The sequence below is a fragment of the Enterobacter cloacae complex sp. HYC003_NIDB genome (assembly GCF_056673375.1).
In genome coordinates, this window is record NZ_CP114220.1 from 1,853,474 (window position 1) to 1,874,612 (window position 21,139).

Below are 21,139 nucleotides of genomic sequence, written 5' to 3' on the forward strand. Positions count from 1 at the left end.
AAATGCACCGAGAAGAGTTTTCACACTAACCTGTTGAATCAACATCAGATAAAGATTCGCAAGGATGCATGAAAACAGAAAATTGGCTCCTCTGACTGGACTCGAACCAGTGACATACGGATTAACAGTCCGCCGTTCTACCGACTGAACTACAGAGGAATCGTGTGAACGGGGCGCATATTATCGACCTGCGTACGCCTTGTCAAAGGATGGATCGCCGACTTTGAACTGTTTGCTGACAAAACCAGCAAAGTGACGTTTTTGCCAACGGAATGCACCATTATTGTGCAGATATACCCCGAATGGGGCAGATCGGAAACCGTTGTCCCCGTCTCAAAACAGGCACCAGTGATTGGCTTTCCTTATTTTCAGCCGCTTAGCAGCGACATACACCCGCTGCAAAAAACTGGCATCCATATTGCAAAACCTGTTTAACAACACAGCCGTTACCGGCACGCTATTTTCGAACAGGGGGCAACATGAACTTAAGACGACTGAAATACTTCGTAAAAATCGTCGATATCGGCAGCCTGACCCAGGCGGCTGAAGTGCTGCATATCGCGCAGCCTGCGCTGAGCCAGCAGGTCGCGACTCTGGAAGGCGAAATGGACCAGCAACTGTTGATCCGCACCAAGCGCGGCGTAACGCCTACCGAAGCGGGAAAAATTTTATATACCCATGCCCGCACGATCCTGCGTCAGTGTGAACAGGCGCAGCTGGCCGTGCACAATGTGGGTCAGACCCTGAGCGGCCATGTCTCCATTGGCCTGGCGCCGGGAACGGCCGCATCGTCTGTCACCATGCCGCTGCTTCAGGCGGTGCGCGCGGAGCTACCGGAAGTGCTGGTTTATCTGCATGAGAACAGTGGTTCCGTGCTTAATGACAAACTGCTCAACGGTCAGCTGGATATGGCGGTGCTGTACGATCGCTCCCCGGTTGCCGGTATCACCAGCCAGCCGCTGCTGAAGGAAGATCTTTACCTGGTCGGTACCCGTGATTGCCCCGGCCAGAGCATTGATTTAACCGCTGTGGCAGAGATGAACCTGTTCCTGCCGCGCGACTACAGTGCCGTGCGCGTGCGCGTTGACGAAGCGTTCTCGCTGCGCCGTCTGACGGCGAAGATCATCGGCGAGATTGATTCCATCTCCACGCTGACTGCCGCCATTGCCAGCGGCATGGGTGTAACGGTTCTGCCCGAGTCTGCCGCACGTTCACTGTGCAGCGCGGCGAACGGCTGGATGGCCCGCATCACCACGCCATCCATGAGCTTACCGCTGTCGTTGAATATGTCCGCGCGCGGCTCCCTGTCACCGCAGGCGCAGGCGGTGAAAGAGATCCTGATGTCTCTGGTCAGTAAGCCGTCGCTGGAAAATCGCGAGCTGCAACTCGTCAGCTGATATTCCAAATAAGCATAAGATGCTGGTTTTTATTATTTGTTCTCCAGCCCGCCTGACTCTAACAATAGCCTTATGTCAGATGCGCCGGAGTGAATTGTGAATTTCCAGCAACTTAAAATTATTCGTGAGGCGGCCAGGCGGGATTACAACCTGACCGAAGTCGCCAATATGCTTTACACCTCTCAGTCGGGCGTCAGCCGACATATCCGCGAGCTGGAGGAGGAGTTAGGCATTGAGATTTTTATCCGTCGCGGCAAGCGCCTGCTGGGTATGACCGAGCCAGGCAAGGCATTGCTGACCATCGCTGAGCGCATTCTCAACGAGGCCAGCAACGTTCGTCGGCTGGCGGATCTCTTTACCAACGACGCTTCCGGTGTGCTGACTATCGCCACCACCCATACACAGGCGCGTTACAGCCTTCCGACGGTTATCAAAGCATTTCGTGAGATCTTCCCGGACGTACGTCTCGAACTGATCCAGGGCACGCCGCAGGAAATTGAAGTGCTGCTGCATAACGGTGGGGCCGATATCGGTATCGCCAGTGAACGGCTGAGCAATGACCCGCTGCTGGTGGCGTTCCCGTGGTTCCGCTGGCACCACAGCCTGCTATTACCCGCCGAACACCCGCTGAACCAGGTTTCACCGTTGACGCTGGAAGAGATCGTCAAATGGCCGCTTATCACCTACCGGCAGGGCATTACCGGGCGTTCGCGCATAGATGAAGCGTTCAAGCGTAAAGGGCTCACGCCGGACGTGGTGCTGAGCGCGCAGGATTCCGACGTGATCAAAACCTACGTCGAGTTAGGGCTGGGGATTGGCCTGGTGGCCGAGCAGTCTGGCGGAGAATATGAGGCTGGTAATCTGGTGCGTCTGGATACGCGTCATCTGTTCGATGCGAACACCGTCTGGCTCGGGCTGAAGCGCGGGCAGCTTCAGCGTAACTATGTGTGGCGTTTTATCGAGCTGTGCAATGCGGGGCTCTCCGTAGATGAGATCAAACGCCAGGTGATGGAGCCGGAAGAAGTGGCGATTGATTATCAGATTTAACTACGCGTTTGCCCGGGTGCGCTGCGCTTTCCGGGCTTGTATTCCCCCTTCACCCTGTTTCTCCTTTATTTCTGAAGACGGCTTCCATATTTTGCATCCTTAACCTGCATACCAGCCAATCTGTCTGCATAATCGGCACTATAGTTTTGCATCTATATAGTTTTTGATCTATGTTGTACAAGGAGGTCCCGTGTGGGCGATTAAAACTACGGACAGGTTTGACGACTGGTTCACCTCATTAAACGATAGCGAGAGAGCCAGCGTACTGGCCGCGCTACTTGTTTTGCGGGAGAGGGGACCGGGTCTGTCCAGACCGTATGCCGATACGCTGAAAGGCTCCCGCCACAGCAACATGAAAGAGTTGCGTATCCAGAGTAAGGGTGATCCGCTGAGGGCATTTTTCGCTTTCGATCCGAACCGTACGGGTATTGTACTGTGTGCGGGCAATAAGGTCGGTAATGAAAGGCGATTTTACGATGAGATGCTCCTCGTTGCGGATCGGGAATACACTCGCTGGCTGAACACATTAAAAGAGAGGAATTAACGCGATGGGCAGAACCCTGGAGCAGCTTATTGCAGATGAAAAACCTGAGGTTGTTGCCAGCGCACAGGCAATGGCAACGGATATTTTGCTCAATATCCATCTGGCCGAGTTACGTGAAAAAGTGCAAAAAACGCAGGTAGATATGGCCAGGGCGTTGGGTATTAAACAACCTACTGTCGCCGTCATGGAAAAGGCAGGACGCGATATTAAGCTTTCTTCTTTGAAACGCTACGTTGAGGCCGCCGGAGGGAAGCTACGGCTGGATGTAGAACTACCCGATGGTTCTCATTACGAGTTTGTGTTGTAACCCACAAAAGCAAAAAGCCTGCTCTAAAAGCAGGCTTTTCAAATTTGGCTCCTCTGACTGGACTCGAACCAGTGACATACGGATTAACAGTCCGCCGTTCTACCGACTGAACTACAGAGGAATCGTGTGAACGAGGCGCATATTATCGACCTGCGTGCGCCTTGTCAAAGGGGAAAACATCGTTTTTGTTCGTTTGCCGAGAATTTCAGCAAACCGATGATTTAATAGCAAATTTGCTTTCAAATTGCACAGCAAAATGCGCCGCCCGCAGGCGGCGCGCAGGATCAGAACAGAACGGAGTAGTTCAGACCAAACGTACGTCCACGGCCTTTATAAGTATAAAGACCCGGTGAGCCATAGGTTGGGCTATACAGCCCCGGTGCGCGCTGGCCCCAGGCGGTGGTGTAGTCTTTGTCCAGCAGGTTCTCCACGCTGAAGCTGACTTTGCCCACCGGCAGGGCGTAGCTGCCCAGGAAATCAACGGTGTTATAGCCATCAATCTTCTTACCGTCGGCGTCAGACACGTCGAAGGTTTGTGTGCTCTGCACGCGCAGGGCCCAGTCGCCCGGCGCCCAGTTAACCCATGCGCTGGCTTTAGACGGGCTGGCGCTGTCGACCGTCAGCTTCTCCCATTTCCCGTTTTCACGCGTTTCGGACTTAATGGCGTTAAAGTTCGCCCCGGTGCTCCAGTCGCTGTCGGTGAAGAAATAGTCCACCTGGCCTTCAACCCCGTAGATACGACGTTTGTCGTCTTCCAGGTTGATGGTCATGTCGCTCTTGTTGATGGTGATGGTTTTATCCGAGAGCGAGTAGTACGCCGCCACCTGGGTACGCAGGTTATCGCCGGTGAAGCGCCAGCCCAGCTCGTAAGCATTGACCTTAATACCGTCCAGCGTTGAGTCGTTCACGTTGACGCTGTTTTGCAGGCGATAGTGACCATCGACCAGCTGATAGGTGCCGGAGCCGTAGTACTTCGCCAGGTCCGGGATCTCGAAGCCCTGGGAGAAGTTAAACCACAGCTGCTGCTGTTCGGTAAGACGTCCAAGGATCCCGGCGTTAAACAGGAAGTTGTTGTAGTCGGTTTTCCCGCCCGGCACCGCGTCAGCGGAGGTCGCTTTGCCCGTGGCGATTGCCTGCTGCTGGGTGTAGCCGACAAAATCGTCCACCTTGTTTTCGGTGTACTGGTAACGCACGCCGCCGCTCAGGGTGATGGCGTCAATGTCATAGCTGGCTTGCAGGAACGGCGCGAGGTTGGTAATGCTGTAACCCGGATAACGGCCCACGTTGTAGGCATTGTCCAGCTCCATGCCGCCGCTCGCCGCCGCTTTGCTCAAGTCAAAGAACTGCTGGTTGGCATCGAACGTTTCATGATCGGCGTCCACACCCCAGGTGAGGGTCAGGTCGTCCATCGGCTTGCTGTTCAGCGTCAGCTTGCCGCCGTAAAAATCGGTTTTCTGCTGGGACGCGCCAATGCTGGTCACCGCGCCTTTGCTCAGCGTCGGGAACGGGTAGTAGGTCAGGCTCTCGTCACGGTAGTAAATCTGCGCAACCAGATCCTGACCCCAGAAATCGGTGTTCGAGTATTGCAGGTTGATCAGGTGACGCTCTGTGCCCGGGATACGGTCAGAGTTCAGGTTATCTTTATTATAGGCTTTGGCATCGCCCGTGACCGCAGCGAAATTCTCCCCAAGGAACAGGCCGTGCTTGCCGTCGGATTCGCTCTTGTAGTACTGCGTGGTTAACTGGAGCTGCTGATGATCGTCGATGTTGATGGTGCCTGTCCCCATCACGTCGATACGGTCGGAATACTGCAAGCCGGTCTGGGTGTTATCGATAATCACCTCGTCGCCGTTGCCGTCATACCAGCCGCCGTAGCGCTGATAGGAGACCGACAGACGGCCAGAGGCGTTGTTATTGCCGCCGCTCACGGCTGCGGAGACGTTCTCATCATGGTCGTTATGGCTGTTAAACCCGCTTTTTGCCCCGGTCTGGAACTCCACTTCGGTCTCCGGCTGGCCTTTTTTGGTGACGATGTTCACCAGCCCGCCGGTACTGCCGCCGCCGTACAGCGAGGTGGCGCCGGAAATGACTTCGATACGGTCAATGTTGAACGGATCGATAGAGTCGAGCTGGCGGCTGTCGCTGCGGGAAGAGTTCAGACGTACGCCGTCCACCATCACCATCATGGAGCGACCGCGCAGGTTCATGCCGTAGTTGGTACGTCCCTGGCTGCTGACGTCCATGCCGGGGATCAGCTGGGCCAGCACGTCTTTAATCTCTTTCCCGCCCTGAACCTGCTGCTCAATTTCCGCCCGCTCAATAACCCAGGTGGTTTGCGCCATCTCTGCCACGCTGCGATGTGCCCGGCTGGCGGAGACCACAATATCTTCTTCCTTTTGTTCTTCCGCCCACGCAGAGGTAGAAAGCATGGCAAGCAAGCACGGATTTAAAACCCAAAGATGAGAACGTTTCATTGTTATGTTGATCCTGAATGTGTGTGTCAGTACTCGGTGGTCTTCATTAATGATTTAAAAACCTGGCTGCTCTCCGGGCTGGTGGTGCTCCGCCAGTGGATCACGCCGGGGGTGGTTGCCAGCTCAAACGGCTCGTCATCGTGAGCGCGATTCAAAATTCGCGCCGCGCGCCAGGCCATCAGGCTGAGCTGGGGTTCGGCAATACCGAGACGGTGCATCCCGGCATTGACGGCAAACAGGCGGTTGCTCTGCGGGCCGTCCCATTCAAGGGTGAAATCGTTGTTGATGCAGAAGGCTTCATTCTCATCCAGACGCAGTCGGGAAGAGAGCGGGGCGAGAAACGCGGGCTGCACGGCGCGGTAGCCGGTGGCGAAAATCACCACGTCGCTCTCCAGCTGTTCGCGCCCGCCGTCCAGGTGATGCTGGATGCTGAGGCGATGTCCGGTTTCCTGGCGCGTCAGCGCCGTCACCGAGCGGGACGGCATCAGATGCGCCCAGGGTTTTTCGCGCAGCACTTCGAAGCGGTGATACATGGCGCGATAGATGGCCAGCAGCGACTCCGTGGTGATCCCGTCGGAGGTCATCTTCTGCCCCTGCAACATCTGACGTCGGGCGTCGTCACCGAGGGTGGAGAAGCTGTCCACATACTCCGGCGTGAAATACTCATTAGCAAACGCGGCTTCATCCAGCGCGTTGTAGTTGTTGCGGCGCGACACCCAGTTGAGGCTCAGCGGCTGGCCCCATTCCCCACGGAAGATATTTAAAAACAGATCCGCACCGCTCTGGCCGCCGCCAACGACGGTGACGCGCTTGCCCGCTAAATCCGGCGTGCGCAGCATCATTTCGCTGGCGTGGAAGCAGGTATCGTCCTGCGCGGTGACGCAGTCTGGGAGATTGATCTGCTTCCCAATCCCCACGCAGACGTGGCGCGCCAGGAAGCGATCCCGCTGGGTCACGACCTCAAACAGACCGTTTTGCTCATCAAAGCTGACCTGCTGTACCTGCTGGCTGAAGGCCAGGTTAGTGAGGTTATCCGCCGCCCAGCACAGGTAGTCGGCAAACTCCTCGCGCGAGACGGTGCGCTGCTCGGTAGTGAGGAAACGGTAGAACTTTTTGCGCTGTACCAGATAGTTCAGGAAGCTGTGGCGGTTGGTTGGCTCCACGGCGCTGACCAGATCCTTCAGAAAGCTGGTCTGCATATGGCAGTCCGGCACCATCATCCCCGGGTGCCAGGAAAAGTGCGGCTTGCGTTCAAGAAACAGCGAGCTAAAACCGTCCAGCCCCTCTGCCAGCGCGGCAATACTGAGGTTGAACGGACCGATACCAATGCCGATGAAATCATAGGTTTTCATTGCGCTGACTCCTGGGAGACCAGAAAAAGAGGGTTATCAAGATCGCAGACGTAGTTCGGCAGCATGCGGCTGCCGCCGTCGTGTTCAGAGAAGGTAAGTTTGACCGGGTTGAGGATCACGCGAATAATCTGCGGCTTAAACAGGTCGAATTTGGCGAAGCGCGCCGCAAGATCCGGATGGGCGGCTATATAGCGACGTAACACCAGCGCCAGGATCTGATAGAAGCGGGTTTCGCTCACGCCGCATTGCAGGGTGAGGCGGGATATAAAGCGCAGCACCGTGACAAAGTTGCCGGTTTGCAGGTCGTGGATGATGTAATCCGCGCTGAGGCGCGCCGTCACCGCTTTTACCTGCTCCGGCAGGCTCTTCGCCTGCGGGAAATCTTCATCCACCAGGCGCATGTCGCCCTGGAAATCCTTCAGCAAAATGCGCTGCGGAACGTAATCTTTCATCACCAGCGTGACGTTCTGGCCGTGGGCGATGAGCGCCACCCCGTAGCGACAGAGCAGGTGATAGAAGGGGATCACCGTCGCCTCAAACAGCTTTTCCAGCCATGCGTCAGCGGTTAACCCCGAGCGTTTGATCCACGCGTCAATCAGCGGGCGCCCCTGGTTATCGGTTTCCATCAGCGCCGCCATCAGCACCGCCTGTTCGCCATCCTGTAAATAGCAGGATGGGTTCTCGCGCCAGATCACCCCCAGCATCTCCTGATAGCGGTACGGCGCCTCAGGCAATGCGGCATAACCCGGATGCGACAGATATCCGGCTGCGGGTTCGCCAAGCACCTGCGCCCCGGAGTGAATCAGCGTGGCATCGCTGGCGAACTGCTGCTGTAGCCAGCGCGAGGCCAGCGGACCGGCGGCGATATACTTGCCCGGAATACCGCGATAGCAGGAGGTGTTGTAGATAGTCAGCGGCAGCTTGATGTCATACGGCGCGCGACGGCTGGCGTTGGTCAGCGTGCGCAGGGACTGCTGCGCCAGATACTCATCGCCGAACTCACCCAGCTCTACCATCTCACCGCGCGCGAGCTGCGCCAGGAAATGAATGGCAATTTTTTGCTGCCACTGCCACGGGTGCAGCGGCACCGGCAGCCAGCTGTCGTCCAGATCCAGCTCCTGCCAGCGGGCGTCGAACCGCTCGCGCTCGGCATCGTCCATGGCGCTGGAGAGCAGGGCGTTAATATCGCAATCGGCGTCGCTGCTCCAGACCAGACGCTCGCGCTGCACGGCGACCCAGTGCAGGCGGAAACGCCCGCGATATTCCGGCGCGTACAGGCGCAGGGCATCCAGCCCCCAGCCGCGGCGTCCCTTGTTGAAAATAAACTTCGGGTGACCGCGCATCAGGCACTGTAGTTCGTCCGGGTCGAGGTGGATCAGCGCATCGGCATCCAGCGTTTCACGCGCCTGCAACAGCTGCATGTCACCCCGCAGCGTGGCGTAGAGATCTTCCATGTGCTCCGCCGTTTGCGCGTCGCTCATCTCCAGCACGGTGGCCAGTTGCAGCAGCGCGTTTTCCGCTTCGACCGCCGCGCCGCTGGTGGTGGTCAGGGTATCAGGGTCAATATGCAGCCAGCCCCATATCCCACGCGTGGCGCGAAACTGCCAGCACGCGTTGCCCATACTGATGCGCCAGTTGTCCGCCGAAACCGGCTCGGCGCGCAGGGTGCGTTCATATTCCAGTTCGGCGAGGATCTTCGCCACCATCTCGCGGTTCACTTTCTGCCAGAGTGCGTTCACAGTTCCACCTCGTGGAAGAAGTGATGACGCTCGCTCATGATCAGACGGGAGCGTTTGTGCGGGAAGTCGAACTCTTTCACCGTGTCGAAACCGGCGGACGCCAGATGGCGGAACAGACGCTGATTGTCGAAGCGCGGCTCGGCGACAATGCGCGTGGTGCGCGGTTCATCGAGATACAGATAGTGGCTCAGGCCGCGCAGCCAGCTGCGGATGTATTGCGCGCCGCGCCAGTTTTCTTCACCCACCAGCATGTGCAGCCCGCGGTCAAACGGCTGCCAGCGGTAGTGGCGGCCAATGCGATCTTCTGCCGCCCAGTAGAGTTCAAAATAGCCGAACGGCTGATCGTCAAAGCAGCCGATCACCGGGTAACAATAGGTCGAGTCGAGCTGGCGACGCAGGTAGTTCTCCTGCTCGGCCTGCGGACCGGCCATCTCCCAGAAGGCATTTACGCGCGGGTTGTTCATCCAGCGGGTAAAACGCTCGCCGTCCAGCGCCACGTCCGCCACGCGGAAGCTCAGGGTGCGCTTAATCTGCGGATCGTAACGGCGGTACACCTCGCTCTGCGGGCGGTGAGGGCGCAGCGGGAAGTACAGCTGACGGCTTTCGTCAAACTGCATTCCGCCGCTCGCCTGTGGACGTTCGCCTTTCAGCCACAGCGGCAGCTGCCAGAAAATTTCACGCGCCAGATAATCCCCGTGAACGAGGCTAAACAGCGCCTGCGCCTGAGGTTCATCCTGCCAGGCTGCCCACGGCAGGGTAATGCCGGTCAGGGCGGGCGCGGCAACAAACAGCTGGTCGAGGGCGTCCACCAGCCAGCCGTCCGGGAGCCCGGTCAGCCGCTCCAGCACCGCGCTGCCGTCGAGACCCAGCGTCAGCGGCAGGTTTTGTTCCGTGACCGTGCAGCGAAAGCCGTAGCCGGAATGGACGATATTCGCGTTTGCCATCACGCCTTCTCCTTATAAAACGGGTTGCTAAAGTCGAAATAGATCACCGCCGGATCGACGATGGTGTTTTCGTTGCGATCGTGCAGGTAGCAGAAGAAGTTGCCTTTGCAGTTCCAGGTCGGGCTGTCGAGCACGTAATCGAGGCAGCGGGTCTGCTTCGCCGTGGTGCGCAGTTCGGCCAGCGCGTCACGCACGCGGGACATCAGGTTCTCTTCGCTGTCGAAACCGGCAGCGGCGAGCGCGGCGGTGACGGCAAGGGTAGAGTTCAGCAGCAGGTAATAAGGGAAGTAGCGCAGCAGCTGGCTCTCACCGAAGCGGTTTTCCACTTCGGTTTCACCTGCCTCTTTCAGCCACGCGTCGGCCCCTTCGGTCCAGGCGCTGCCCTGGCAGTCGCGGTAGATCAGCCCAACGGGGAAATCCTGCTGCATCTCAACGAGGATATTTTGCTGGTGCGCCAACAGGACCAGACCGTAGTCCGCCTCGGCGCTGAACAGCGGAAGCAATACCCGGTCGCAGTAAGCGTCCAGCCAGCAGCGCGCGGCCTGGGCGAGCGGGAGATCCAGACGCTGGCTCAGACGACGCACCGCCGCGGCGAGCAGGCTGTCGCCGCCGTCCGGCGCGACCTGGGTCAGGCTCACCAGCACGTTGGTTTGCGTTTCAGGGGTATCGAACAGCAGGTTGACGCGCAGGGCCATCAGGCTCTCTTCCTGAACGACGCCGTGCTCATCGCACAGCCCCGCCCAGCCGTCCTCCTGCATCACGCGCATGGTCGGGTAGCGCGCCTGAAGTTCCTGCCAGCGTGCCGTTTTCGCCAGGCGTGCCAGGCGCATGCCGCGCTTAACCTCTTTCACCGACAGCGTGCGCACGGAGTTGGTCAGCCGCACGCTCAGGGAAAACTTAATCATGTCGCTGTTGGTTTCACTGTACAGCGAGCGGGAAGAGCTGGTGGGCAGCCATTGCGCACCGGCTTCGCCCAGATCGCGCAGGGCGCCTTTTTCTACCAGACGCTGGCACCAGTCCTGCTCCAGCAGATAGTCGGCCTGCCACGGGTGCATCGGCAGCATCCAGCAGGTGTCGGTGAAGTGACCGAGAAGGGCCGGCGCGCTCTGCGCTGCAAAGCGCAGCAGACGTTCCCGCAGGGAGACATTCAGGCTGTCGCCGGTAATCAGCTCATGCTCAACCGCAAACCAGCGCAGCGGGAAGCGGGAGGCGAAATCCGGCAGATAGCGACGCGCCTCGGCCTCGTTGAACGGCTCGTGCGACTTTGGGGCAGGATGAAAAGCATGGCCGACCAGCAGCGCCTGTTCCGCTTCGGCAAACGTCAGCGGCTTATCGCGCAGGTTTGCCCAGTTGTGGCGTAAATCAATGGCCTGCCAGGTGTGCGTATGGCTTTCCAGGACGCGCTGCTTAAAGCGAGCCAGCGTATCAGCATCCAGATCGCCTTTTACCGTCTCTTTTTGAAGAATGAAATCAATCAGTTGATGAAATGTGACCGTGTCACCGCCGTCGCTGTCGGCCTGAATCAGCGTTGCCGGAAAACGATACTGGTGATGCTGCGTGGGGGAGAAATAGCGTACCGGAACCCGAATGGCCTGGGTTGGGGAAAGCGGGATATGAATCTGTGATAACTCATCCGCACGGGTTGCGGGAAGATAATGCCAGTCCTTCGTTTCGCGCAGCAGCGCGTTCAAAAAACACTGGGCCGCAACATCTGTACCGGCGGAGCGGGGCAGAGTACGCATAGTTGTACCTCATTCCATGACTGATAATAATTCTCGTTATGATATTCATTCTGTTTACAGTGGCAACTATTTTTGCAATATTTGTTTTCATAAACTTCATAATTTCCACACATTTATTGACATTATCTTCACAATTTTATGCGCACCCGTACTGAGAATCTCACTGACGTTGTGACCCCTAAAGCTAACTGGCCCCTGGCACTGGGCGCCGGTTTATTAGGTATTGGGCAAAACGGTTTGCTGGTTATGCTGCCGCAGCTGGTCTCCCTGACCGGACTGTCGCTCTCCGTCTGGGCCGGGCTGCTGATGTTCGGCTCGATGCTCTTTTTACCCGCATCGCCCTGGTGGGGACGCCAGAGCGAGCGGCACGGCTGTAAGATCGTTATGCTGGCCTCGCTGGGAGGCTATCTGGCGAGCTTTGTCGTGATGGCGCTGGTGGTCTGGGCGATGGCGAACGGCGCGCTGAATGCTCTCTGGGGAATGGCAGGCCTGGTGCTGTCGCGCATGCTGTACGGCCTGACGGTATCAGGGCTGGTGCCTGCGGCCCAGACGTGGGCCATTCAACGCGCGGGGCTGGATAAAAGGATGGCGGCGCTGGCGACGATAAGCTCTGGCCTTAGCTGCGGGCGTCTGCTGGGACCGCCCCTGGCCGCGCTGATGCTCAGCGTCAGCCCGGTCGCACCGCTCTGGCTGATGGCGCTGGCACCGTTTATCGCGCTGCTGCTGGTGCTGCGCGAAGCCGCCGATCCCCCGCTGCCGCCGGTGGCGCACCAGTCGACGCGGTTACAGGCCTCCATGCTGCCTTTCCTGGTTCTGGCACTGCTGCTGGCGGCGCTGGTCAGCCTGATGCAGCTTGGTTTATCGCCGCATCTTCACCCGTTATTTAATGGCGATGCCGTGCAAATCAGCCATCATGTCGCGCTGCTGCTGAGCCTGGCCGCGCTGGCGACCCTGGCGGCGCAGTTTCTGGTGGTACGCCCGCAGCATTTTACCCCGAGATTTTTACTCTTAATTGCCGCGGTCTTGATGGTGGCGGGTCTTGGGCTGATGTGTCTCGCCAGTTTAGCCCTGTTCTACGTGGGAATTGTCATCACTTCGCTGGGGGCCGCCATGGCAACGCCGGGATACCAGCTTTTGCTCAACGATCGGCTGACGACGGGCAAAGGCGCAGGGGTGATCGCCACCAGCCATACGCTGGGATACGGGGCCAGCGCGCTGCTGGTACCCGTGGTGACGCGCTTTTACGGTGAGCAGTTTTTGATTACTGCCGCATGGGGAATGGCGCTGCTGTTTCTCGCGGTGAGCGTGTGGGTACGATCGACCGATCGTACCTCTGCTGAACATTAGTGGAACGGATGAGAGGATGTGCTGGCTGCGTCCTCACTTTGCCGCAGACGCTGAAGCGGATCCTGCTGATAAAAATGGCAAAAACGCTGCCACAGCGCCGGGAAGCGCGGAGCGAAAAGCTCAGGTGCGCTAAAGAAATACTCGGACAGTACCGCAAAACACTCGGCGGGATCGGTCGCGGCATAGGCATCAATGCTAGCCGCGCTTTCACCCACCAGGTCTATCTCATCCTGAATGTTTTCCATCGCCGCGTGCAGGTCGTGCTCCCATCCCGCGACTTCACGCAGCGGGATCAGCGGCACGCCGCTGGCGCGATCGCCGTTGCGGGTATCCAGCTTATGCGCCACTTCGTGAATGATCAGGTTGAAGCCCGAGGCATCGAACGAGTCCTGAATATCCAGCCAGTTGAGGATGATTGGCCCTTGCTGCCAGCTTTGCCCGGACTGCACCATACGCTGGTTGTGCACCAGCCCGATGTCATCCTCCCACTCATCATCGACGATAAACGGCGCCGGGTAGATCAGCACTTCGTGGAAGCCATCCAGCCATTCGATACCCAGCTCCAGCACCGGCAAGCAGAAGAGCAGGGCGATGCGGGAATTTTTAAGCGGATCCAGTTCGAAGCCCTGTAGCGGTACCAGCCGTTTTTGCTGTAAAAAACGCTCGGCCAGCTGAATCAGCTTTGATTGCTCTTCAGGCAAGAGATTCGCCAGCACGGGGATCGCCAGAGCCTCATCCCAGGGCAGCGCCATATTTCGACCAGCGTCGTTCGTTTTCCAGGGCCACTTAATCATCGCTTTGCTCGTTACTCGCACGTGAACAAAATGGAAAGGTCAGGGGCTGTTAGCATGCCAACATACTCTGTTAAGCAGTATGACACTCCTCTTCGGCTGCATGCAGACTGGCAGCCTGTTTAAGAGGAATCCAGCCCGCATAAACTATCACTATGTGCCGTCAGGTTGATAGCGCTTTAGGGGTATCCCCTTCATTTTGTGAAGTATGTCGTGCGCGACTATGATAAATCTCTTCTTACCCTACCGTGCTTAAGGATCCCGTCAGTATGCCCGTCAATTTTGACCTCAACGATCTCTATGCCTTCCGCGCTTTACTGGAATATGGCAATTTCCGTCTTGCGGCGGAGTCTATCTGCCTTTCCCAGTCGGCGTTGAGTCGCAGAATTGAAAAGCTGGAGGCGGCACTGGGGACAAAACTGTTCGACAGAACCACCCGGCGCGTCACGCTGACCCTGTATGGACAGACCTTTGCCGACCGATGCGGACAGCTGCTTGCTGATGTGGAGTCCATGCTTTCGGATATCGATAAGGCCAGCGAGGAGCGTACGGGGCTAATCACCGTGGCGACGGTGCCGTCCGCCGCCTGTTACTTTATGCCGGATGTTATCCGCCGCTTTCAGTCCCGTTATCCTCGCGTGCGCATAAAACTGATCGACAGCAGCGCCGGAAATGTTATCGAGGCCGTCACCCGCGGACAGGCGGATTTTGGTATCTGCTTTGCCCGGAGTTTGCAGCCCGACATCGAGTTTGTCCCGCTGGTGGAGGATGTCTACGTGGCTGCCTGCCGGCGCGACAGCCCGCTTGCAAAAAGAAAAAGCCTGACGTGGCAGGCTTTTTATCAGCAGGATTATATCGGTCTGGATAAGACCTCCGGCAACCGCAATCTTCTCGACCAGCGGGTCGGGCATATTCGGCCTGAGCGCCCCAGCATCTGCGAAACGCGGCACGTGACGACCATGCTGGGGATGGTTGAAGCCGGGATCGGCATTGCGGCCGTTCCCGCCATGTCAATGCCCCGCGCAGAGCATTCGCTGCTGACGTCGGTACCTTTAACCGAGCCTGAGGTCAGGCGAACCGTGGGGCTGATCCGCCGCCGCGGGCGGATCCAGTCCTATATTGCTGCCGAACTCGAAACGCTGATTACCGAGCAGTATCGCGAGGTGCACTGACGGGCGTTAAGCCCGTTGCCGTAATGACGCTGGCGGCCTGTGGCGAAGAGAGAAAGGCCAGCAGCGCTTTTCCCTGTTCGGGATGGTCAGCCTTCTGCGTTACGGCTCCGGCGAAACGGGTAATGTACTGCATGTCGTCAGGCAACTTACCCACAAACATCACCCCCGGGACCGGCAGAAGCTCGCTCACCTGCTGAAAGCCGAGATCGTATTTCCCTTTTGCCACTTCAGACGCCACCGGGATGCGCTCAACCCGGTGCGCTTTATCGTGAACCTGGCCGTCGATGCCCAGCTTACGGAACAGCTGGCTCTCTACATACCGGCCGCTGGCGCTGTCGGAATAAGCTATGGAATGCGCCTTCAGCAGCGTTTGCCGCAGGGCAGGCACCGTACTGATATCCGGCACCGGCGCGCCCGCTTTGACGACCATCCCGACGGGAGAATCCGCCAGCTCCACGCGAGAGCCCGCCGCCGTCCTGCGATCCTGTTCCAGTTTCGCCAGCGCATCGCCCACCATAATCACCACGTCCGCTTTTTCGCCCCGGGCGAGCCGGGCCGGAATGGCCTGCGGCGTTTTGCCCATCGACGGGCCGGAGATCACAATGAGCCTGTCGCCGCTTTGCGCATCGTACTGCGGCGTCAGCTTCTCCAGCGCCGCTTTGAAGCCGCCAGAAATCATCACCGTCACATCCTGCGCAAGCGCGCCCGCGCTGAGGGTGGCGAAGATCAGGGCGGCAATCACCGTTCTGAATGTAAGCATGAGGGATCACTCCTTAACGGCAGTTTGCAGGATTAACGTGCGACGACGATAGAGATAAAGCGTTGCTAGCAGGGCGCAAACGGCGGCAAAGCTCATCCAGTAGCCCGGAGAGGCTTTGTCGCCGGTGTACTCAATTAAGGCAGTCGAAATCACCGGCGTGAAACCGCCAAAGACCGCCGTTGCCAGGCTGTAAGCCAGTGAGAAGCCCGCCACGCGCACCTCTGCTGGCATGATCTCCGTCAGGGCCGGGATCATCGCGCCGTTATACAGGCCGTAGAGGAAAGAGAGCCACAGCAGCACGGTCAGCATCATTGAGAAGCTCGGGGCTGCGGCCAGCATCGTCAGCGCCGGATAGCTGGTCGCCAGCGCCAGCAGCGTCATGGCGATCAGCACCGGTTTACGCCCGAAGCGATCCGACAGCGCGCCGCCCACCGGAAGCCAGATGAAGTTGGACACCGCCACCAGCAGCGTGACCAGAAGACTGTCCGACGCGCTAAGCATCAGGACTTTTTTACCGAAGGTCGGCGCGTAAACGGTGATCAGGTAAAACGCGGTGGTGGTCATCGCCACCATCAGCATGCCCGCGACGACTACCGGCCAGTTGGCGAGCAGCGTTGTGAAGACCTGACGCATTGCCAGATGGTGGCGACGGGCGCTGAATTCCTCGGTCTCTTCGAGCTTGCGGCGCAGGAAAAAGATAAACGGCACAATCAGACAGCCAAACAGGAACGGAATACGCCACCCCCATTCGCGAATGGCACTCTCTTCCAGCACCACATTCAGGGCGAAGCCCATCGCCGCCGCGATCATAATGGCGACCTGCTGGCTACCCGACTGCCAGCTGGTGTAGAAACCCTTGCGGCCCGGCGTGGCGATCTCCGCCAGATAAACCGAAACCCCGCCCAGCTCGGCGCCTGCCGAAAAACCCTGCAACAGGCGGCCGGTCAGCACCAGCAGCGGCGCCCACAGGCCAATGCTCTGGTAAGAAGGGATCAGCACGATCAGGAAGGTTCCGGCGGCCATAATTGACAGGGTGACGATCAGCCCTTTACGGCGACCCACTTTATCAATGTAAGCCCCCAGCACAATGGCCCCGATCGGACGCATCAGGAAGCCCGCGCCAAAGACGGCGAAGGTCATCATCAGGGACGCAAATTCACTGCTTGCCGGAAAAAAAGTATGGGCGATGTAGGTGGCATAAAAGCCGAACAGAAAGAAGTCGAATTGCTCAAGAAAGTTGCCCGACGTGACGCGGAAAATCGCGCCCGCTTTGGCACGAAGCGTTGCAGGTGAGGTTGAGGAAACCATGATTATCTCCAGTTGTATAGTGACGTTATGCTCGTCTGTTTCTGAAAACTGGATCAGGAAGTGGAAATTAATAAGCGCAAATAGCGCATGGACTGATGCGTGTGGTGCATTAATGACAAAGCGTTGACCAGTATTTACATATTCAACAATAACTTAACATTTCGGTGATCTTTTATTTACTCGATTTCGCTAAGTTGCTGATATATCGGTTTTGTGACATCGCGCAGGTGAGAAGCCAGGCGGGGCCTGGCTTGGGATTATCAGCGCAGCGCGTTCGCAATCGCGCTAAACATCAGCGACGCTTCCAGCGGCTGGGCGCTGAATGACGGCTCTGCCTGCGGCCAGGTGGACCACTGGACGATAACCAGATTTTCTTTCTGATTAACCATGATCATCTGACCAAAAATACCCAGCGCCCACAGGGAATCCTTCAGCGAATTTTCGACTTTCGGCTCAACGTGTGTGGCGGTGGCTGGTACTTCGTTGTTCCACCACTGGTAGCCGTATAACCCCTTCGGATGCGCGTCGGACACCGATCCTTTGGCCTGTGTCCAGGCTGAGGACTGTTTCACCCAGCCCTCGGGGAGGATCTGCTTCCCGTCCGGCAGCGTACCGTTATGCAGGATAAACTCCCCGAAACGCCCCCAGTCTTCCAGCGTGGCGTTGAACCCATGCGCACCCACGTCGTGCTGGCCTTTGCTGTAGGCATGCCACACGCCGTCGCTCGCCATGCCGTACGGCTGCCAGATGGTCTTCTCCAGATACGCCGCGAGCGTCATGCCGGTGGCGCGCTCAAGCACATCGCCTAACAGCCAGGCGCCACCCGAGGAATAGGACCAGTTTTCGCCCGCCGGGTGTTCACGGTGTAACCCCTTCACCAGGGTGCGCACGCAGTTGTAGGTGCCCGGCTTCGCTTCGCATTCGGTAAGCCGGGCGAAGTCAGATTGCGGGTTGGTGTAATCTTCGTTCCACGCCACGCCAGAGGTGTGGGTGATGAGCTGTTTTAGCGTTACGCCCTCCCAGGCGGTGCCTTTTAAGTCAGGTTCGTATTGGGTGACAAGGTCGTCCAGGGAGTGGATTTTCCCTTCTTTAATTGCAACACCCACCAGCGCGGAGACCACGGATTTGCCCACGGACCGCGACGTCCAGAGCGTTGAGTCGGTATTGCCTTCTCCCAGGTATTTATAGGCCACTTTGCCGTTTTTCAGCACCAGCATGCCGCTGACGTTCTGGCGTTTAAGGTAATCCTGAAGAGTGTAACTCTTACCCTTCACCTGATAGCGGGCATCGGTGAGCGGTTTTTCTGCGGGCAGCAGCGGCGTAGCGTTGCCGTGGCGGAACACATCCCCTGCGTAGTTGCGGTAGTCATTGCGAAAGCCCACCACGCGATCGGCCTGGCTCCAGGTGAGCATGGTATGCGCGTCCGGGAGTCTGGCATCGAAAGGCGCCGGACAGGTGGTGAGGTCGGTACCGTTGCAGGCCGCCATAACGGCGGGCGAGAGCAGGCTGCTGACAACCAGCGCCGCGAGCAGCGTGCGGTTTGTTTTGATTTTCATATTTATCTCGTTTGGCTCAGGAAGGACTTCAGTTTAAGAACCTGCGGCCTATAATAAAAAACGCGTTATGGGGGAAAATCCCCCGTAAAAATTGCGTGGAGAATGGCGTGGCATCACTGATCTATTCCTTTGCCCAGCTTGAGGCGTTCACTGCCGTCGCTGAACACGGCAGCCTGATGAAGGCGGCCAGTAAACTCGGCAAAGATCGTACTACCCTGCGGGATCTGATCGATTTCCTTGAGGATGGGCTGGGCTATGCTCTGTTCCTGCGGGAGGGGCGCAGCCTGCGCCTGACGCCGGAGGGGGAGCAGCTTCAGCGGCAGGCGCACCTGCTGATGCGCCAGGTCAAAGCGTTTGAGGCGTTTGCCAGATCGGTACCGGACAGCGCGACGCAGGACATTGCCCTCGCTTACGATCCGTTCACCCCCAGAGCTTTTTTACAGGCGCTGATTGCCACACTGGCGACGAAAAAGATCCGCCTGAGCCTGACCAGCGCATCGCGCGATGAGGCGGAAGCGATGCTGGCAAACGGTCAGGCCGATCTGGGGATCTGCCAGGCGCGCAACCGCAGCGTGGGCAATGAGATGGAGTGGCGGGCGCTGGGGGCGATCGAAATGGATTTTTACGCCGCAACGGCGCTTTTTGCGGAGGTTGCGTCGCCGGTGTCGCTGCTCGATCTCTCTCTGGTGCCACAGGTGATTATGCATCCCGCGTCAGACGAGCCGGTTGCCCGTCGCCTGCAAATTTCAGGGCACACGCTTTTCACTAACGAACTGGAGATGCTGCGCGGCCTGCTGGAACAGGGCTGCGGCTGGGGGTTTTTGCCGACCCATCTTCAGGCAACGCAGTGGAAAAATGTAAAAAGGCTGCCCACCGAAGTGGGCAGCCAGGGGATAAGCCAGACGATGGTCACTATCTGGAAGCCGGGCAGCGACAAGCGCGGGTTGATCAACGATACGCTGTCGCTGCTTCCGGCGTTATGGAAACGTTCAGCGCTGTGAGCACCCTTTGCACTGTTTATTCTGGATCTGCTGGAAGAAGTCGTTGCCTTTGTCATCCACCAGGATAAACGCCGGGAAGTTTTCTACTTCAATTTTCCAGATGGCTTCCATTCCCAGTTCAGGATACGCCACGCACTCCAGGCTCTTGATGCTGTTTTGCGCCAGCACCGCCGCCGGGCCGCCGATGCTGCCGAGGTAGAAGCCGCCGTGCTTATGGCAGGCGTCGGTGACCTGCTGGCTGCGGTTACCTTTGGCCAGCATGATCATGCTCGCGCCGTGGGATTGCAGTAAGTCCACATAGGAGTCCATACGTCCCGCAGTGGTCGGGCCGAGTGAGCCAGACGCGTAACCTTCTGGCGTTTTGGCCGGGCCTGCGTAGTAAATCGGGTGATCTTTAACGTACTGCGGCAGTTCTTCCCCGTTGTCGAGCAGCTCTTTCAGCTTCGCATGGGCGATATCGCGCGCCACGATGATGGTGCCGTTCAGCGACAGGCGGGTGGAGACCGGGTGCGCGGAAAGCTGCGCCAGGATCTCATTCATCGGCTTGTCGAGATTGATGCTCACCACGTCGCCTTCACCCTGTTGACGCAGGGATTCAGGAATATACTGGCCCGGATTGTGCTCCAGCTTCTCAATCCAGATCCCGTCGCGGTTGATTTTCGCTTTGATATTACGGTCAGCGGAGCAGGAGACCCCCATGCCGATCGGGCAGGAGGCGCCGTGGCGCGGCAGACGGATCACGCGAATATCGTGGGCGAAGTATTTCCCGCCGAACTGCGCGCCAAGGCCGAGGTTTTGCGCTTCCTGAAGCAGTTCCTGCTCAAGCTGGACGTCGCGGAACGCCTGGCCGTGTTCGTTGCCTTCGGTTGGCAGCGCATCGTAGTAGCGGGTAGAAGCCAGCTTAACGGTTTTCAGCGTGGCTTCCGCTGAGGTTCCGCCGATAACAAAGGCAATGTGGTACGGCGGGCAGGCTGCGGTACCCAGGGTGCGCATCTTCTCAACCAGATAATTTTTCAGCTTCGCCGGGGTGATCAGCGCTTTGGTTTCCTGATACAGATAAGTTTTATTGGCGGAACCGCCGCCTTTCGCCATGCACAGGAATTTATACTCGTCGCCGTCCACGCTGTAGAGGTCAATCTGCGCGGGCAGGTTGGTGCCGGTATTCACCTCTTTATACATATCCAGCGCCGCATTCTGCGAGTAGCGCAGGTTATCTTCAATGTATGTGTTATAGACGCCCTGGCTCAGGGCCGCTTCGTCACCGCCGCCGGTCCAGACGCGCTGGCCTTTTTTGCCCATGATGATCGCGGTGCCGGTATCCTGACAGGTTGGCAGCACGCCTTTTGCGGCAATTTCAGAGTTACGCAGGAACTGGAGGGCAACGTATTTGTCGTTCTGGCTGGCTTCCGGGTCGTTGAGAATGGCGGCAACCTGCTTCTGGTGGGAAGGGCGCAGCATAAACGCGGCATCGTGGAAGGCCTGCTGTGCCAGCAGGGTCAGGCCTTCAGGCTCCACTTTCAGGACTTCCTGACCGTCGAACTCGGCAACGGAAACGTGCTCTTTGGTCAGCAGATAGTATTCGGTGTCATCGTGCGCAAGAGGGAAGGGGTTCTGGTAGATAAACGGTTTGTTTGACATAGCGTATTGCTCCACAAAAA

The 21,139-nt window shown here is 58.1% G+C and carries 17 protein-coding genes and 2 tRNA genes; 7 read left to right on the plus strand and 12 right to left on the minus strand.

Annotated elements, in window-relative coordinates; all coding sequences use genetic code 11:
* Nucleotides 1-83: 83 nt before the first annotated feature.
* Nucleotides 84-159 (minus strand) — tRNA-Asn (locus O1722_RS08650).
* Nucleotides 160-479: 320 nt separating this feature from the next.
* On the opposite strand from O1722_RS08650, the gene nac reads away from it, so the two are divergent.
* The 4 genes from nac (at nucleotide 480) to O1722_RS08670 (ending at nucleotide 3,295) form a co-directional block, all read left to right on the plus strand.
* Nucleotides 480-1,397 carry a nitrogen assimilation transcriptional regulator NAC gene (gene nac / locus O1722_RS08655; protein WP_003859531.1) on the plus strand — a complete coding sequence of 306 codons (918 nt, stop codon included), beginning with the start codon at nucleotides 480-482 and terminating at the stop codon, nucleotides 1,395-1,397.
* A 96-nt stretch (nucleotides 1,398-1,493) separates the two neighbouring features.
* Nucleotides 1,494-2,444, plus strand: a complete 951-nt coding sequence (gene cbl, locus O1722_RS08660; protein WP_017383311.1) for an HTH-type transcriptional regulator Cbl — start codon at nucleotides 1,494-1,496, stop codon at nucleotides 2,442-2,444.
* 190 nt (nucleotides 2,445-2,634) lie between these two features.
* The gene (locus O1722_RS08665) at nucleotides 2,635-2,988 is read left to right on the plus strand and encodes a type II toxin-antitoxin system RelE/ParE family toxin (RefSeq protein ID WP_017383312.1); all 354 of its coding nucleotides are present in this window, start codon (nucleotides 2,635-2,637) and stop codon (nucleotides 2,986-2,988) included.
* 4 nt (nucleotides 2,989-2,992) lie between these two features.
* The gene (locus O1722_RS08670; protein WP_017383313.1) at nucleotides 2,993-3,295 is read left to right on the plus strand and encodes a helix-turn-helix domain-containing protein; all 303 of its coding nucleotides are present in this window, start codon (nucleotides 2,993-2,995) and stop codon (nucleotides 3,293-3,295) included.
* Between the two features lie 45 nt (nucleotides 3,296-3,340).
* On the opposite strand, the gene O1722_RS08675 is transcribed toward O1722_RS08670, so the two are convergent.
* From O1722_RS08675 to O1722_RS08700, 6 genes are all read right to left on the minus strand, one after another.
* Nucleotides 3,341-3,416 (minus strand) — tRNA-Asn (locus tag O1722_RS08675).
* A gap of 163 nt (nucleotides 3,417-3,579) precedes the next feature.
* Nucleotides 3,580-5,769, minus strand: coding sequence for a TonB-dependent siderophore receptor (locus O1722_RS08680; RefSeq protein WP_033486921.1), 2,190 nt, complete (start codon nucleotides 5,767-5,769; stop codon nucleotides 3,580-3,582).
* Between the two features lie 26 nt (nucleotides 5,770-5,795).
* On the minus strand, nucleotides 5,796-7,121 hold the full coding sequence (locus O1722_RS08685) for a lysine N(6)-hydroxylase/L-ornithine N(5)-oxygenase family protein (protein ID WP_479954535.1): 1,326 nt from the start codon (nucleotides 7,119-7,121) through the stop codon (nucleotides 5,796-5,798).
* Nucleotides 7,118-8,860, minus strand: coding sequence for an IucA/IucC family protein (gene iucC, locus O1722_RS08690; protein WP_033486922.1), 1,743 nt, complete (start codon nucleotides 8,858-8,860; stop codon nucleotides 7,118-7,120). The genes O1722_RS08685 and iucC overlap by 4 nt, the downstream gene beginning before the upstream one ends.
* Nucleotides 8,857-9,804: a GNAT family N-acetyltransferase gene (locus O1722_RS08695; protein WP_033486923.1), complete on the minus strand. Its 948-nt coding sequence runs from the start codon at nucleotides 9,802-9,804 to the stop codon at nucleotides 8,857-8,859. Before O1722_RS08695 ends, iucC begins: the two co-directional genes overlap by 4 nt.
* A complete protein-coding gene (locus O1722_RS08700) occupies nucleotides 9,804-11,546 on the minus strand; it encodes an IucA/IucC family protein (RefSeq protein ID WP_058686684.1) in 1,743 nt (580 codons plus the stop codon). The genes O1722_RS08695 and O1722_RS08700 overlap by 1 nt, the downstream gene beginning before the upstream one ends.
* Nucleotides 11,547-11,684: 138 nt before the next feature.
* Here O1722_RS08700 and O1722_RS08705 point away from each other — a divergent pair, with 138 nt between their 5' ends.
* A complete protein-coding gene (locus tag O1722_RS08705) occupies nucleotides 11,685-12,893 on the plus strand; it encodes an MFS transporter (RefSeq protein ID WP_033486925.1) in 1,209 nt (402 codons plus the stop codon).
* Here O1722_RS08705 and mtfA read toward each other — a convergent pair.
* Nucleotides 12,890-13,687: a DgsA anti-repressor MtfA gene (gene mtfA, locus O1722_RS08710; RefSeq protein ID WP_017383320.1), complete on the minus strand. Its 798-nt coding sequence runs from the start codon at nucleotides 13,685-13,687 to the stop codon at nucleotides 12,890-12,892. The genes O1722_RS08705 and mtfA overlap by 4 nt on opposite strands.
* Nucleotides 13,688-13,953: 266 nt before the next feature.
* Here mtfA and psrA point away from each other — a divergent pair, with 266 nt between their 5' ends.
* Nucleotides 13,954-14,856 (plus strand): L-proline-binding transcription factor PsrA, encoded by a 903-nt coding sequence (gene psrA, locus O1722_RS08715; RefSeq protein ID WP_003859540.1) that lies wholly within the window; start codon nucleotides 13,954-13,956, stop codon nucleotides 14,854-14,856.
* Here psrA and O1722_RS08720 read toward each other — a convergent pair.
* The 3 genes from O1722_RS08720 to O1722_RS08730 form a co-directional block, all read right to left on the minus strand.
* Nucleotides 14,828-15,616 carry a substrate-binding domain-containing protein gene (locus tag O1722_RS08720; RefSeq protein WP_033486926.1) on the minus strand — a complete coding sequence of 263 codons (789 nt, stop codon included), beginning with the start codon at nucleotides 15,614-15,616 and terminating at the stop codon, nucleotides 14,828-14,830. The genes psrA and O1722_RS08720 overlap by 29 nt on opposite strands.
* A 6-nt stretch (nucleotides 15,617-15,622) precedes the next feature.
* Nucleotides 15,623-16,924, minus strand: coding sequence for an MFS transporter (gene tcuC / locus O1722_RS08725; protein WP_017693129.1), 1,302 nt, complete (start codon nucleotides 16,922-16,924; stop codon nucleotides 15,623-15,625).
* A gap of 260 nt (nucleotides 16,925-17,184) precedes the next feature.
* Nucleotides 17,185-18,480, minus strand: a complete 1,296-nt coding sequence (locus O1722_RS08730) for a serine hydrolase domain-containing protein (protein ID WP_033486927.1) — start codon at nucleotides 18,478-18,480, stop codon at nucleotides 17,185-17,187.
* A gap of 95 nt (nucleotides 18,481-18,575) precedes the next feature.
* On the opposite strand from O1722_RS08730, the gene O1722_RS08735 reads away from it, so the two are divergent.
* A complete protein-coding gene (locus tag O1722_RS08735) occupies nucleotides 18,576-19,481 on the plus strand; it encodes a LysR family transcriptional regulator (RefSeq protein ID WP_017383325.1) in 906 nt (301 codons plus the stop codon).
* On the opposite strand, the gene fumA is transcribed toward O1722_RS08735, so the two are convergent.
* Nucleotides 19,470-21,119 carry a class I fumarate hydratase FumA gene (fumA, locus tag O1722_RS08740; protein ID WP_033486928.1) on the minus strand — a complete coding sequence of 550 codons (1,650 nt, stop codon included), beginning with the start codon at nucleotides 21,117-21,119 and terminating at the stop codon, nucleotides 19,470-19,472. The two genes, O1722_RS08735 and fumA, sit on opposite strands and share 12 nt — an antisense overlap.
* Between the last annotated feature and the right edge of the window lie 20 nt (nucleotides 21,120-21,139).